This is a genomic window from Actinoplanes sp. NPDC051388 (genome assembly GCF_055586225.1).
The window spans coordinates 304,386-317,334 of record NZ_JBVJIP010000012.1 but is presented as its reverse complement, the minus strand read 5'-3'; the positions used below and the strand labels follow the sequence as shown (position 1 = coordinate 317,334).

13 protein-coding genes and 2 tRNA genes are annotated in these 12,949 nt (G+C 67.5%); 4 read left to right on the top strand and 11 right to left on the bottom strand.

The features are described from left to right. The first annotated feature begins 550 nt into the window (after positions 1-550). A complete protein-coding gene (locus ACZ6TI_RS29370; RefSeq protein ID WP_465348399.1) occupies positions 551-766 on the top strand; it encodes a hypothetical protein in 216 nt (71 codons plus the stop codon). A gap of 1,072 nt (positions 767-1,838) precedes the next feature. Here the strand turns inward: ACZ6TI_RS29370 and ACZ6TI_RS29365 are convergent. The 7 genes from ACZ6TI_RS29365 to ACZ6TI_RS29335 all read right to left on the bottom strand — a co-directional run bounded on the left by ACZ6TI_RS29365 (position 1,839) and on the right by ACZ6TI_RS29335 (position 7,737). Beyond that, entirely contained in the window at positions 1,839-2,633 is a 795-nt protein-coding gene (locus ACZ6TI_RS29365) for a carbon-nitrogen hydrolase family protein (RefSeq protein WP_465348398.1), read from the bottom strand. A gap of 18 nt (positions 2,634-2,651) precedes the next feature. Further along, positions 2,652-3,266 carry a GNAT family N-acetyltransferase gene (locus ACZ6TI_RS29360; protein WP_465348397.1) on the bottom strand — a complete coding sequence of 205 codons (615 nt, stop codon included), beginning with the start codon at positions 3,264-3,266 and terminating at the stop codon, positions 2,652-2,654. 35 nt (positions 3,267-3,301) lie between these two features. Then, entirely contained in the window at positions 3,302-4,594 is a 1,293-nt protein-coding gene (gene clpX / locus ACZ6TI_RS29355; RefSeq protein WP_465348396.1) for an ATP-dependent Clp protease ATP-binding subunit ClpX, read from the bottom strand. A 237-nt stretch (positions 4,595-4,831) separates the two neighbouring features. Further along, on the bottom strand, positions 4,832-5,488 hold the full coding sequence (locus tag ACZ6TI_RS29350; RefSeq protein WP_465348395.1) for an ATP-dependent Clp protease proteolytic subunit: 657 nt from the start codon (positions 5,486-5,488) through the stop codon (positions 4,832-4,834). 11 nt (positions 5,489-5,499) lie between these two features. Beyond that, positions 5,500-6,129, bottom strand: a complete 630-nt coding sequence (locus ACZ6TI_RS29345) for an ATP-dependent Clp protease proteolytic subunit (RefSeq protein ID WP_465348394.1) — start codon at positions 6,127-6,129, stop codon at positions 5,500-5,502. A gap of 144 nt (positions 6,130-6,273) precedes the next feature. Then, entirely contained in the window at positions 6,274-7,623 is a 1,350-nt protein-coding gene (gene tig, locus ACZ6TI_RS29340) for a trigger factor (RefSeq protein ID WP_465348393.1), read from the bottom strand. Positions 7,624-7,663: 40 nt separating this feature from the next. Then, a tRNA-Pro gene (locus ACZ6TI_RS29335) sits at positions 7,664-7,737 on the bottom strand. 153 nt (positions 7,738-7,890) lie between these two features. On the opposite strand from ACZ6TI_RS29335, the gene ACZ6TI_RS29330 reads away from it, so the two are divergent. After that, positions 7,891-7,961, top strand: a tRNA-Gly gene (locus ACZ6TI_RS29330). Between the two features lie 50 nt (positions 7,962-8,011). On the opposite strand, the gene ACZ6TI_RS29325 is transcribed toward ACZ6TI_RS29330, so the two are convergent. From ACZ6TI_RS29325 to ACZ6TI_RS29315, 3 genes are all read right to left on the bottom strand, one after another. Then, a complete protein-coding gene (locus ACZ6TI_RS29325) occupies positions 8,012-8,656 on the bottom strand; it encodes a replication initiator (RefSeq protein ID WP_465348392.1) in 645 nt (214 codons plus the stop codon). 337 nt (positions 8,657-8,993) lie between these two features. Further along, positions 8,994-9,638: a type IV secretory system conjugative DNA transfer family protein gene (locus tag ACZ6TI_RS29320; RefSeq protein WP_465348391.1), complete on the bottom strand. Its 645-nt coding sequence runs from the start codon at positions 9,636-9,638 to the stop codon at positions 8,994-8,996. A gap of 299 nt (positions 9,639-9,937) precedes the next feature. Continuing rightward, positions 9,938-10,294, bottom strand: coding sequence for a hypothetical protein (locus tag ACZ6TI_RS29315; RefSeq protein ID WP_465348390.1), 357 nt, complete (start codon positions 10,292-10,294; stop codon positions 9,938-9,940). Between the two features lie 524 nt (positions 10,295-10,818). Here ACZ6TI_RS29315 and ACZ6TI_RS29310 point away from each other — a divergent pair. Together ACZ6TI_RS29310 and ACZ6TI_RS29305 are read left to right on the top strand one after the other, a co-directional pair. Beyond that, complete coding sequence (locus ACZ6TI_RS29310) at positions 10,819-11,334, top strand: NUDIX domain-containing protein (protein ID WP_465348389.1); 516 nt, start codon at positions 10,819-10,821, stop codon at positions 11,332-11,334. Between the two features lie 358 nt (positions 11,335-11,692). Then, positions 11,693-12,388, top strand: a complete 696-nt coding sequence (locus ACZ6TI_RS29305) for an ANTAR domain-containing protein (RefSeq protein WP_465348388.1) — start codon at positions 11,693-11,695, stop codon at positions 12,386-12,388. A gap of 34 nt (positions 12,389-12,422) precedes the next feature. Here ACZ6TI_RS29305 and ACZ6TI_RS29300 read toward each other — a convergent pair whose 3' ends face one another. Next, the gene (locus ACZ6TI_RS29300; RefSeq protein WP_465348408.1) at positions 12,423-12,833 is read right to left on the bottom strand and encodes an ATP-binding protein; all 411 of its coding nucleotides are present in this window, start codon (positions 12,831-12,833) and stop codon (positions 12,423-12,425) included. Positions 12,834-12,949: the final 116 nt, after the last annotated feature.

Sequence of the window (12,949 nt, the reverse complement as noted above, 5' to 3'; positions counted from 1 at the left end):
CCACAACCAGAACAAAAACGCCCTGGCCGGGGTATAACTAATTGGCACTGGCTTATCTAGCACCCTGTTGAGTTCTCAAAGAACAACCACACACCAAGACCCGAATCTCCGGAACAACGGAGATCCGCTCCTGGGGCTTTTCGCTCCATTGCCTGGTCGACATCGCCTCACGAGACCGAAGTCTCGAGGGGCATCGCCCAGATCGCACCCGCGCTGACGCAGCCCACCAAGATGGTCTGTGTCGTCGGGTTGGCCTGCAGACCGACCGATGATCGTCTAGCGATCCATCCGCCCGGCTCCTGCGGCTTCGTTACTCTACCCGGTCGTTTCCGCTGATGCAAATCCGGTTTCCCTGACTCACACTCGCCTCGCCGGGCGCCTCGACCCAGCATACGCCCGGTTCCGGCATCGGCCACCTCACCGTCCGAAGAGTCCTCTTCGTCCCGCTCCGTGTGCCGTGGAGAAACCTACGCGACGCCGCACCGCCAATGCAAATCGCCCCCCAGGCCGATCCACACACGGGAACGCCGGCCGTGCCAGAGTGGCAGTCATGGGATCTCCCCCAGCACTGGCCGCCGACGCGTTGTTCGGCCTGCTGATACCGCTATGGCAGGTCCTCATCGGCCTATTGGTGCTGGTCACGGTCGTGATCTCGGTGCTGCGGCTGTTCCGGCGAGGTCCGTCCCGCATGGGCGGTGCGATGCTCCTGGCCGGCGGCGCCGTGGTGTGCGTCGCCGTCGTGGGCTACCTCCTGCAGCAGATCTAACCACCGACTCCAGCAGATCTAGCCACCCGACCCGTCGATCTTCAGGTGCCGGTGGGTCCGGCTGCCTCCGGCGCAGCCAAGACTCAGTGGCTCCCCCGGCGCGGGCTCCAACGAGCGCGCGACCGACACGACAACTCCCTCGACCCGGCCATGACGGTTCCCGCCGGCGTCCCCGCCCAACCGCCACGGCTCCTCCCGGACACCCCGCCCAACCGCCAACGGACCTCCGGAGTCCTCAGGCACCAGCCCGACCTGGCTGCCGCAGGTTCACCCCGGGCCCCTATCCAACTGCCAATCTGGCCGCCACAGACCCACGCAGGGAGCTCCGGCGACGCGAGCGCATCCAGTTCCCGCAATAGCCGGCGTCCCCCACCCCCGCTGATAGACCCAGCCGCCACATGCTCACCCCAGCTGCCACACACCCACTCCGGTATTCCCCGGCCCAGCCACCAACCTGGCCGCCAGACCCACTTCGAAGTCCCCACCTACCTGCTGACCTGGCCGCCGAGGCTCGGGATGCGCGCCCAAGCCTCCCTAAGCGACGAGCGAATCGCGCGGCAATGCGCCTAGCAGGACGGGCTCCCACCGGACATCCCTCCCGGCCGCTATAGACCTGAGTCGTCGTGAATCGCGCCGACTCCGCGGGCGGGTGACCCAGCGGCGCGGGCGAGTCCGTTATCGCAAAGAACCAACGACCGTCATCGATGTGCTGCGGAAAAGAAGATGGCCTCCGGGAACGAAGCACCCAAGCCCGGCTCGACAATCGGCATGGCCATGCCGCTCGCCCGTCGATGCCCAGCGAAACGACATCCATGGGGGAAGCCCAAGATGGACCAATGCGTGGTCGTCAAAGCAACGGATCCGCCGCGCCAGAGAGATCGATCATGACCGCAGGCTAAGCATCGCAGCAGCTCACGAACCCGATCCTCGAGCAGCTATATCGCACCGGAATGACGCGCCAACGCACGGCCACGAAAGCACTCAAGCCGAGGGAGGCCAACCGATGGCCCGCCGGGCAGCCGAAGGAGTCGCGCGCCGAGTTGACAAGGGCCGCCCGGCGATCGCAGAAGACCTAGAGGCGGCGGTTAGCCAAGCTCGGCACCTCGGTCCGGATCTGCTCAACCCGCCCCAGATCGATATCCGCCGTGACGATCCCCACCGTGTCCGGCGCCTGGGCAATCATCGTCCCCCACGGATCAATGATCATGCTGCGTCCGAAACAGGTCCGACCCGGTTCATGGTCACCGATCTGCCCGGCCGCCACCACATAACACTGGTTCTCGATCGCCCGCGCACGCAGCAGCACCTCCCAGTGGTCACGCCCGGTGTGCATCATGAACGCCGCCGGCACCACCACCACCTGGGCGCCACCATCGGCCAGGCGCCGGTACAGCTCAGGAAACCGCAGGTCGTAGCAGATGCTCAGGCCGACGGGCACCGAGTCCACCGAAGCCACCACGACGTCCTCGCCCGCCGCCACCGAGCGTGACTCCTGATAGGAAACACGGCCGGGGATCTCCACGTCGTACAGGTGGATCTTGCGGTAGACCGCGACCCGCTCCCCCGCCGGATTGAAGACCAGCGACGTGTTGTAGGTGTGCTCGTCATCGGGACCGACCTCATGGAAGGACCCGGCATGCACCCAGATCCCCAGGTCACGTGCGGTCTCCGCGAAGAACGCCGCGAACTCGCCGTCGATCGTCTCAGGCTTGGGCAGACCGGAGCCCGGGCCGAGGTAGTCGACATACTCCGGCAACATCGCGAACTCCGCGCCCGCGGCCGCTGCGCGTCCGAGCAGGTCGCGGGCCACGGCGAGGTTGTGGTCGCGGTCGTCACGGGCGTTCAGCTGGCAGACGGAGACGCGCATGACTTCAGGGTACGACCCTCACGAGGACCGGAGGACGGGAGGAATCAGGATGATCTCCGAGCCGACCGGGGAGTAACCCGCCGCCAGGAGCGCCCGGAGGCTGCCGGCATTGCCGGGAGCGCACTGTGCCCAGATCGGCCGGGACTCGGGCACAAGATGTCGCGCGGCCGTCGCCAGCAGCCGGCCGTGTCCACGCCCGCGAGCCTTCTCGTCGACTTCGAAGGCGGCCTCCCACCGGCCACCGAGGCCGCGACCGATGACGAGGACGCCGTGTTCGCTGGTCCAGGCGCGGACGTCGGTGCGGTAGCGGCGGGCGCGGGCGACGCGGGAGTGGTCGAGGTCGTCGTCGCGACGCAGGTCGATGGGCGGGTCGCCGGGGAGCCGGTCGGCGAGCAGCATCGCGTCCAGGTTGCCGGCTTCGACGCGGAGAAGTTCCTCGAGTGCGCCGAGGAAGGCGGGGCCGATCGGTGCCGCGTAGTCGCCGCTGCCCACCCAGGTGTCGAGCCATGAGCGGGCGATGTCGGCGGCGACCACGACATAACCCGGGAAGGACACCACCGCTGCCCGCTGTGGCGCTGGTGCGGGCACCAGCGCCAGCCACGGGTCTCCGGAGAGACGCTCGCGACGCTCCACACGGGCGAAGACGCCCGTGAGGTCCGGCGGAGGCGTCAGGCCGACTTCTCCTCGCGGTCACGACGGGCGCGCCGGCCGAAGGACTCGCGCGGCACGATCGTCGGAATCACGTTTTCCACGACCACCTCGCGGGTGATCAGCACCCGTGCGGCGTCGGGGTTGCTGGGCACCTCGTACATCACGGAGAGCAGGACCTCTTCCATGATCGCGCGGAGGCCACGGGCGCCGGTGCCACGGAGCATGGCCTGGTCGGCGATGGCCTCGAGCGCGCCGGTGTCGAACTCGAGCTCGACGCCGTCCAGCTCGAAGAGGCGCTGGTACTGCTTCACATAGGCGTTACGCGGCTCGGTCAGGATCTTGATGAGCGCCTCGCGGTCGAGGTTGCGCACCGTCGTGATCACCGGCAGACGGCCGATGAACTCGGGGATCAGGCCGAACTTCAGCATGTCCTCCGGCATGACCTTGCCGAAGATGTCGTCGGTGTTCCGCTCCGAGATCGAACGCAGGTGCGCGCCGAAGCCGACACCGCCCTGTCCGACCCGGGACTCGATGATGCGGTCCAGGCCGGCGAACGCGCCACCCACGATGAACAGGACGTTTGTCGTGTCGATCTGGATGAACTCCTGGTGCGGGTGCTTGCGTCCGCCCTGCGGCGGGACGTTCGCGACCGTGCCCTCGAGGATCTTGAGCAGTGCCTGCTGGACACCCTCGCCGGAGACGTCGCGGGTGATCGACGGGTTCTCGCTCTTGCGAGCGATCTTGTCGACCTCGTCGATGTAGATGATGCCCTGCTCGGCGCGCTTGACGTCGTAATCCGCCGCCTGGATCAGCTTGAGCAGGATGTTCTCGACGTCCTCGCCGACATAGCCGGCCTCGGTCAGCGCCGTGGCGTCCGCGATGGCGAACGGCACGTTGAGCATCCGGGCCAGGGTCTGCGCCAGGTGGGTCTTACCGCAGCCGGTGGGACCGATGAGCATGATGTTGGATTTGGCGACCTCGACGTCGCTGCCCCCACCGGGAGCGCCGCTCGACTCGGCCTGGATGCGCTTGTAGTGGTTGTAGACCGCGACCGACAGGGCCTTCTTGGCCTGCTCCTGGCCCACGACGTAGTTGTCGAGGAACTGGCAGATCTCCATCGGCTTGGGAAGCTCTTCCCACTTCACCTCGCCGGTTTCGGCCAGCTCTTCCTCGATGATCTCGTTGCAGAGATCGATGCACTCGTCGCAGATGTAGACCCCGGGGCCTGCGATGAGCTTCTTGACCTGCTTCTGGCTCTTCCCACAGAAGGAGCACTTGAGTAGGTCGCCACCGTCGCCGATCCGTGCCACCTACGTTCTCCCTGCACTCGTCGGCCGGCTCGCGCCCGCCTCCTGGCCTTGAGGAGCAACGGCCTGCTGGCCGTTTCCTCGTCTTGCACAGCTCATCGTCTGCGGATCCGCGTTACTGAGGTTGCTCGCTCGACGTTACCCGCTGTCGGGCACATCTCCGACCCCCCAAAACGGGCGTGTCAGGGGCCAGTCAGTCTAACCATCGACTAACGGGCCCCTGCCACCGCGTGCTGAGCGCTAAACGCCTGCGGTCTGCAGGCTCTTCTTCCGGCTCACCAGTACGGTGTCGACCAGGCCGTACTCCTTGGTCTCGTCCGCGGTCATGATCTTGTCGCGGTCGATGTCCTTACGCACCTTTTCCACCGACTGGTTGGAGTGCTTGGCCAGCATCTCCTCCAGCTGGGTGCGCATCCGCATGATCTCGCGGGCCTGGATCTCGATGTCCGAGCCCTGGCCGTAACCGCCCTCGGTGGCCGGCTGGTGGATGATGATCCGCGAGTGCGGGAGCGCCATCCGCTTGCCGGGCGAACCGGCCGCGAGCAGCACCGCCGCGGCGCTGGCCGCCTGGCCCAGGCACACCGTGATGATGTCGGGGCGAACATATTGCATGGTGTCGTAGATGGCCGTCATCGCGGTGAACGAGCCACCCGGCGAGTTGATGTACATCGTGATGTCGCGGTCCGGGTCGGTGCTCTCCAGCGTGAGCAGCTGGGCCATCACGTCGTTGGCCGACGCGTCGTCCACCTGCACGCCGAGGAAGATGATCCGGTCCTCGAACATCTTGTTGTACGGGTTCGACTCCTTCACGCCGTACGACGTGCGCTCGACGAACGACGGCAGAACGTACCGGTTGTGCACCGGAGCGAACCCTTGAGGCATGGTCAGATCGGTCATGGTTCAGCTCCTCAGTTCAGCGTTCCGGCGCCCTCCGGGACCTGTGTGGCCCCGGTGATCACCTTGTCGATGAAGCCGTAGTTCTTGGCCTCCTCGGCCGTGAACCAGCGGTCCCGGTCGGAGTCGGCCTCGATCTGCGCCTGGTCCTGGCCGGTGTGGAACGACACCCGCTCCTGGAACATGCGCTTCGTGTAGAGCATCTGCTCGGCCTGGATGGCGATGTCGGCGGCGGTCCCGCCCATCCCACCCGACGGCTGGTGCATCATGATGCGCGCGTGCGGCAACGCGAAACGCTTGCCATTGGCTCCCGCGCAGAGCAGCAGCTGCCCCATCGACGCGGCCATGCCCATGGCCACGGTCTGCACGTCGTTGTCGATGAACTGCATGGTGTCGTAGATCGCCATGCCGGAGTAGACCGATCCGCCCGGGGAGTTGATCCACAGGTGGATGTCGCGCTCCGGGTCCTCGGCCGACAGCAGGAGCAGCTGGGCGCAGATGCGGTTGGCCACCTGGTCGGTCACCTCGCTGCCGAGGAAGATGATGCGCTCACGCAGCAGACGGTTGAAGACCGAATCGTCGAGGTTGCCACCGAAGTCACCGCCGCGCAGGACGGGACTCGCAGGAATGTGCAGGTCAGTCATGGCAGCCCTTCACAGCTGACGGAGCCGGCCGTGGGATCCGGCCGGCAGGTGGTCCGTGGTACGACAAACCTAACCGGTCGGATGCCCATCAGCTTCCCGCTCGCGCGGGTGTTCGCTGTCAGCGCAGGCGCGCCCACATGCGGCTCAGTGGTTGTGCCCGGCGTGCTCGTCCTCGCCGGCCTCGCGCAGGTCGTCGAGGGAGAGCGTGTTGCCGGCCTCGTCCTTCATCGTGACCTGCTCCATGACCAGGGCCAGCGCCTTGCCCCGGCGGACGTCGCCGAACACCGCGGCCGCCGCGCCGGACTGCACCAGCTGGTCGTAGTACTGCTGCGGCTGCATCTGCGCGCGCTGCGCCCGGTGCACGATCTCGTGCCCGAACTCGTCGTCGGAGACCTGCACGTCCTCGGCGTCGGCGATGGTGTCCAGCAGCAGCTGGATGCGCACGCCCTCGGTGGCCGCCTCGGTCAGCTCGGCGTCGATCTGCTCCTCGGTCTTCTCCTCTGAGGCCAGGTAGTCCTCGAGGGTGGCGCCGATGCGCTCGAGCTGGTCGGTCATGGCCTGCTTGCGACCTTCGACCTCGTCCTTGACGATGCCCTCGGGGGCCGGGATCTCGGCGGCCTCGACCAGCTGCTTGAGCGCCTCGTCGCGGGCCGCGTAGATCTGCTCGACCTTCTTCACCTTGCCGAGCCGCTCGCGCAGGTCGCCCTTGAGCTCGTCGAGCGTGTCGAACTCGCTCGCCAGCTGGGCGAAGTCGTCGTCGATCTCGGGCAGCTGCTTGTCCTTGACGCTGCGCACCTTGACCTCGACGTCGGCGTCGCGGCCGGCGAAGTCGCCGCCGACCAGCTGGGTCGTGAAGGTCGCGTCGGCGTCGGCGACCAGGCCGACCAGCACCTCGTCGAGGCCCGGGAGCAGCTGCTTGCTGCCCACCTCGTGGGAGATGTTGGTGGCCGAGCCACCCGGCACCTCCTCGCCGTCGACGGTCGCCTTGAGGTCGAGCTGCACGTAGTCGCCCTCGGCGGCCGGCCGGTCCACGGTCTTCAGCGTCGCGAAGCGCTCGCGCAGGCCGTTGATCTGCTCGTCGATCTCGCTGTCACCGATCTCGACGGCCGGCACGGTCACCGAGATGCCGGACAGGTCGGGGATGGTGATCTCGGGACGGACGTCCACCTCGGCGGTGAACTTCAGCGGCTCACCGTCGTTGAACTCGGTGATCTCCACATCGGGCCGGCCGAGCGTCTTGACCTCGTGCTCGCGGACGGCGGCGAGGATCTGCTCCGGGATCGCCTCCTGCACGGCCTCGTTGAGGACCGCGCCGCGGCCGACCCGCTGGTCGATCACGGCGGTGGGGATCTTGCCGCGGCGGAAGCCCGGGATCTGAACCTGCGAACCGATCTCCCGGTACGCCTTCTGCAGGCTCGGCTTGAGCTCGTCGAACGGCACCTCGATAGCGAGCTTCACCCGGGTCGGGCTCAGAGTCTCGACGGTGCTCTTCACAGGCGTACTCCTTGTGGCGATTCGAGAAGTGGTGTGACAGTCGGGGTGGCGGGATTTGAACCCACGGCCCCTCGCTCCCAAAGCGAGTGCGCTACCAAGCTGCGCCACACCCCGTGGCGGGGCAAGTGTATGCGGTCCGCCACGGCGACTGCGCTCCGGAGTCACCTGCGTTACTCACCCGGGCGTGCGACACGGGTATCGGGTTCGCGTCGGAGGCGGCTCTTCAGTAGGCTGTGGCGCGCGGCCCGGGGTTGATCCGGGTGGCATGCGGGCGTAGCTCAATGGTAGAGCCTCAGTCTTCCAAACTGATTACGCGAGTTCGATTCTCGTCGCCCGCTCGGAGCATGAAGGCCCAGGTCAGAGGTTGTTTCCTCGACCTGGGCCTTCGTCATTCCGGACCTCTCGATGATCTTGCGGGCCGCTTGCGCCCGAGGACGCGGCGAGCGTGTTCCCGGTGTGCCGGAGGTCGTGGACGTGGAACTCCGGGAGACCGAGCCGGGCGACGGTCGCCCGCAGCGCGGATGCAGGCCCGGTTGTCCGCGCGGTGGTCGGCGAGGGTCTCGCCGGACCACTGCCGGGAGACGAGGACGCGGCCGGTGAAGCCGAGCGTCGAGCGCTGGTGAACCTTGCCGGTGCAACGGCCGGGAACAAGGCCGGCCTTGGGGCGGTCTGGCTGGACTCCGTACAGCAGCCAGTTCGCGCAGGTCGGTGAGCACGGGAGCACCGAGAATTCGGCGTGGAGCCGGTCGGCGTGAGCTTTCTGCGCCGACGAGGACGGGTTGGCGTGCTCGGTCAGGTCCTTGGTGACGTACTTGGTCACGTACCGGATCGACCGCTCGCCGTCCTTCGAGCCCTGGGCGATGCCCCGGGCATCGGTCCCGCCGAGCCGGGCGACGTAGGCGGGCCGGGCATCCGGATCATCGAGAGCGTCCAGGGCCTCGCCCCAGGTCGGTAGAGACTCTCGCGTGGTCGGGTCGACGTATGCGCCGGCCTCCGGATCCCAGACCGGCGGGCGGTCGACGCGGTACGTCATCTCATCGAACGCCGGCCACTGAGCTTCGGGTCATGGATGGAGTGCCGCTCGCCGCAGGGGCAAGGTGCGACGTAAGCACCGCGGCGTACGTGGGAGTGGACCGGGCCGTGCGAGTCCAAGGTCAGCGTGAGCAGCATTGACGGTCGGAAGGTCTGGCCGGCCTTGCCCTGGAAGGAGCGGCCGATGGTCCGGGGGTCGACGGGCAGCCGGGGCAGGTCGGGTGAGTCATGGCGGCGGCGGGTAGAGCGCTGGCGGCGTGATCGTTCGTCCCGTTCCTTCGGCGTCAGGTGCCCGGCGCGTGAACCAGGGCGGGGTTCTGACAGCAGGGCGGTAGCAGTCACAGCGTTGCCTCCTGAACGCCGGAGCGGGCGAATGCTTGGGCGGGGACCGGCACCAGGCCGGGACGAGGGGGTCGAGGTGCCTCCTGTGGCGGTTCCTCGCTCACCAGGGGAAGCACGTCCTTACGCGGGTCCTGCAATGCAGCCACGACGCGGATGCCGACCGCCCGGCCTTGTGACAGCAGCAGCGACAGCGATTCCTTGATCCGATCCCGGACCTTGCGGCCGGTCGGGTAGGCCGTCAGCGCGGCCAGCTCGTCAATGACGATCACGATCAGCGGGTCGTCAGCCGTGGGCACATGTTGCCGGGTGAGCCCGCGGAGTCGAGCGGCCCGGCTCTTCATCCGCTTGACCGCCTCCTCCAGAACGCCGGCCATGCCGCCCTTGGGGTCGAAGGCCCAGACCTCCACGACACCGGAATTGATCCCCGCAGCCATCGAGCGCAGCAGAGACCAGACCACGGAGCCCTTGCCCGAGTTCGTCGCCCCCGCGATCAGGACGTGAGATCCGGTCAGCCGGAGGCGATACGGGTCACCGTCCTCCCGTACGCCGAGAGCGAGCCCGGCGAAGTCCGGAACATCAGGTACGGGAAGGGGTCCCACCAACGCGGCAAGCGGATCCCGGCGAACGAAGTGCAGCACCATGCGGTCGGTCCGGTCAGTCGTGAAGGCTCGGGCCTCCCTCAGACAGAACGTGTACGCGAGACGCGGCGCGGCGGTGGCCCAGTCGTCCGGGTGCTGGCCGGGCCGGGTGTTGAGCGGGTGCCGTGGGGATCTTCTCCCCCAGGATGACGTTGATTGAGGTTCGTCGTCGGGGCAGCGTGATCTACGGTGGCACGAAGGACCTCCTTCGCAGCGTCGAGGGGTTGAGTGGTCGCGCGCGGGACGGGCCGGGACTCTTGGCGGGGAAACGGCCCGCCCGCGCGATCAGCGATCGATGCAGGTCAGGCAGCGACTGCGGCGCGGATGTTGTCGGCGCGCAGCGAGTAGGCCATCCGCGACCGGCAGTTGCCGCTGCTCTTGCAGCGCTGCGAGTCCACGTACGGCGTGAGGGTCAGGCCGTCGAACTCGATCGACGGCGGGTAGCCCGGCGCCGCCGACGCCGGTGGAACGGGCTGCTGCGGCGCGACGACCTTCACCTTGACCTCGGTGGTGCGGCCGAACTTGCCGGCCCGCGGGTCAAGGTCCAGTACGCGAACGACCCACATGCGCTCGCCGGTCTCCTTGTCGCGGGCCTGGTTGTCGGGCTCGTTGCGGCGGGTCGAAGTCCACGGCGGCATCGACGCCCAGGCAGAGGACACCGGCCGGGAAGACGTACTCGAAAGGAACAGGCGGGCCGTGTACTTCCATCCGGCGCCCGCCGGCGCGGCATGTCCCAGGAAGTCCTCGCCGGACTCGTCGGCCGAACGCCCGACTGGCTCGGCAAGAGCGAGAACAACCGGATCGAACTCGACCGGCTCTCTGTCATCACGTCCCTGGCTGATGTTTGCCGGCCCTGCGGTCGGCGCTCATGGACTACCGCGGCATCACCGCGCTTGGCGCCGGCGGAATGGATGTCGAGCCGCCCAACCTCTCTCCGAGCTGCGAAGCGAGACCGGGGCTTTGTGGGAGGCGTACCAGGGGTCGCGCTTTCGGGTTGGTGACCAATCGGCTGCCCGCGCTCCTCAAGCACGCCCAGGCCGCCGTGTATGAGTTCGAGGCTGGGTGAGCAGGACGACGCTCGGCATCTGCTCGGGCTGACGTACCAGCTTGCCGCGACTCAGCTCACCAAGCTCGGTGAGACCGACCTGGCGTGGATCGTGTGACGACACCTGCAACCCCGCCCATGGCCACTCCGCGCGTCGCCGCCGGCGCCCTCTTCTTCGACGAGCAGGGCCGTATTCTGCTCGTAGAGCCGGGCTACAAGGATGGCTGGGATATTCCGGGCGGGTACGTCGAGCCTGGCGGGTCGCCGCGAGCAGCCTGCAACCGCGAGATCAAGGAGGAGCTCGGCCTCACCGCTGCCGACCGGTGCGGCCTGGGCGACGCGGCCGGGGGACCACGCCGGGCCGCAGCGCGAGTCGCTGCCGTCGAGCGCCGGGTTTGGCGGCGCGAGTGTGCCGGGCCACTCCTCCAAGCTCAAGGACGCTTCGTCTCGCAAGCGACGACCCTACGGGCCGCCACATCGTTGCTTCGAGCCTGGACCTGCGCTCGCAAAAAGTCGGGAACGCTCGACCGCGTTGCGCGCGTGGACTTTCAACTCGTGGCTAGTGGCAACCAACTCCTCAGCCACCGGCGAGGAGAGCACCGATGTCCGGCCCCTGGGCGTTGTCTCGAAAGGCCATATTCCGCCGTCCCGTAGCCGGCAGACACTGGGCGGCTTCGATGGAGTTGTCCATCGGAACCGTCGGCTGGCTGCTTAACCGGCGGCCCCTGGACGACCGCGACCGGCAGGTTGCACACGGCGCACTCACCCAGATCGAGGGGCGTCGTCCCAGCGCAACGCCACCTGAGCTGCCCGTTCACCGTACCAGGGGTAGACTCAGTGGCCTGGGGTCGACATTCTTCAATGTTGGCCGAGCCAGCGTCAAGCAGCGGCGCGGGTACAGGGCTTCTCGCAATAGTGCCCTACAGCGGATCCGCGCACGCCCGCACCCATCAGGGGTCGCGGTGATGTGCCCATCGCAAGGGACACACCGCCCATGACCCACGCCCCGTACATGGAACCCGCCGACGCCTTCGCCACGCTCGGCCGCATCAAACTCAGCGAAACTGACCTCAGCGGCGTGTTCCACCAAATCGCGGACCTCGCCAAACGCACCATCCCTGGTGCCAGCGAAGTTTCCGTCACCCTGGTACCGAACAAAGGTGCCTATACCCCCGCCTTCACTGGCGACCTCGCCCTGAACCTCGACGAGACACAGTACAAGCTCGGCTACGGCCCCTGCCTCGACGCCGCACTCTCCACCAGCACCCAGCATGTCGCCGACATGACCAGCGAGAACCGGTGGCCGGACTGGACCCCCCGGGCCCGCGAAGCCGGAGCGTGCAGCTCCCTGTCGATCGGGCTACCCGTCCAAGAAGCCGTCACCGGGGCGCTCAACATCTACGCCACCAAGCCCCACGCCTTCGACGAGGACGCCCTTGCCGTCGCGCAGACCTTCGCGAGCTATGCCGAGGTGGCCATGGCCAACGCCTACCTCTACAACGCCAAGACGACCCTTGCCCAGCACATGGAAATAGCGATGCGCAGCCGCGCCGTGATCGAGCAGGCCAAAGGCATCATCATGGGCGACCGGCGGTGCACCGCCGACGAAGCCTTCACTGTCCTGACCAAACTGTCGCAGGACACCAACCGCAAGCTCCGCGAGGTCGCCGTGCTCCTCGTGGAGCGCTGCACCACTCCCAAGCGTTGAGCCTGCACAGTTTCGAACCGTCTCACCACTCGCGTCACAGGCTCACTGACGGTTGTATCGCGTGCAGGCGTTTTGTCATTCGTAGCAGCACGTGGCCGGGCTGTCCGTCGACGAAGGCAGCGGTATCGGCAAGCGCAGCGATCAACGGCAGCCCGCGGCCGCCGACAGTCAGCGGCCCAGGCAGGTCGGCGGTGAGCCCGCCGCCGTCGGGAGTGGTGCCGCGGTTGCCGACCTCGATCAGGCAGTCCTGGTCGTCGATGACAATGGTGACCTCGACAGCACTGTCGTGCTCAGCGTGCACCACCGCGTTGGCACAGGCCTCAGAGATCAGCACGGCGAGGTGACCGCAAATCTCCTGGTCAGCGTCGGTAAGGCTGAGAAGTGTGGTGAGCACGTGACGAGCGCGGGTCACCGAGGACGGTTGCCGTGGCAGCGACAGCGTCATGGTCACGCGCATTCCCGCAACTCCCCCTCGGCCCGATGGTGAATCGGGCCGGCCCCGACCCGCCGACCGTGACGCGCCGTACCCGGAGATCGACAGCACGAAACGGGCACGGCACA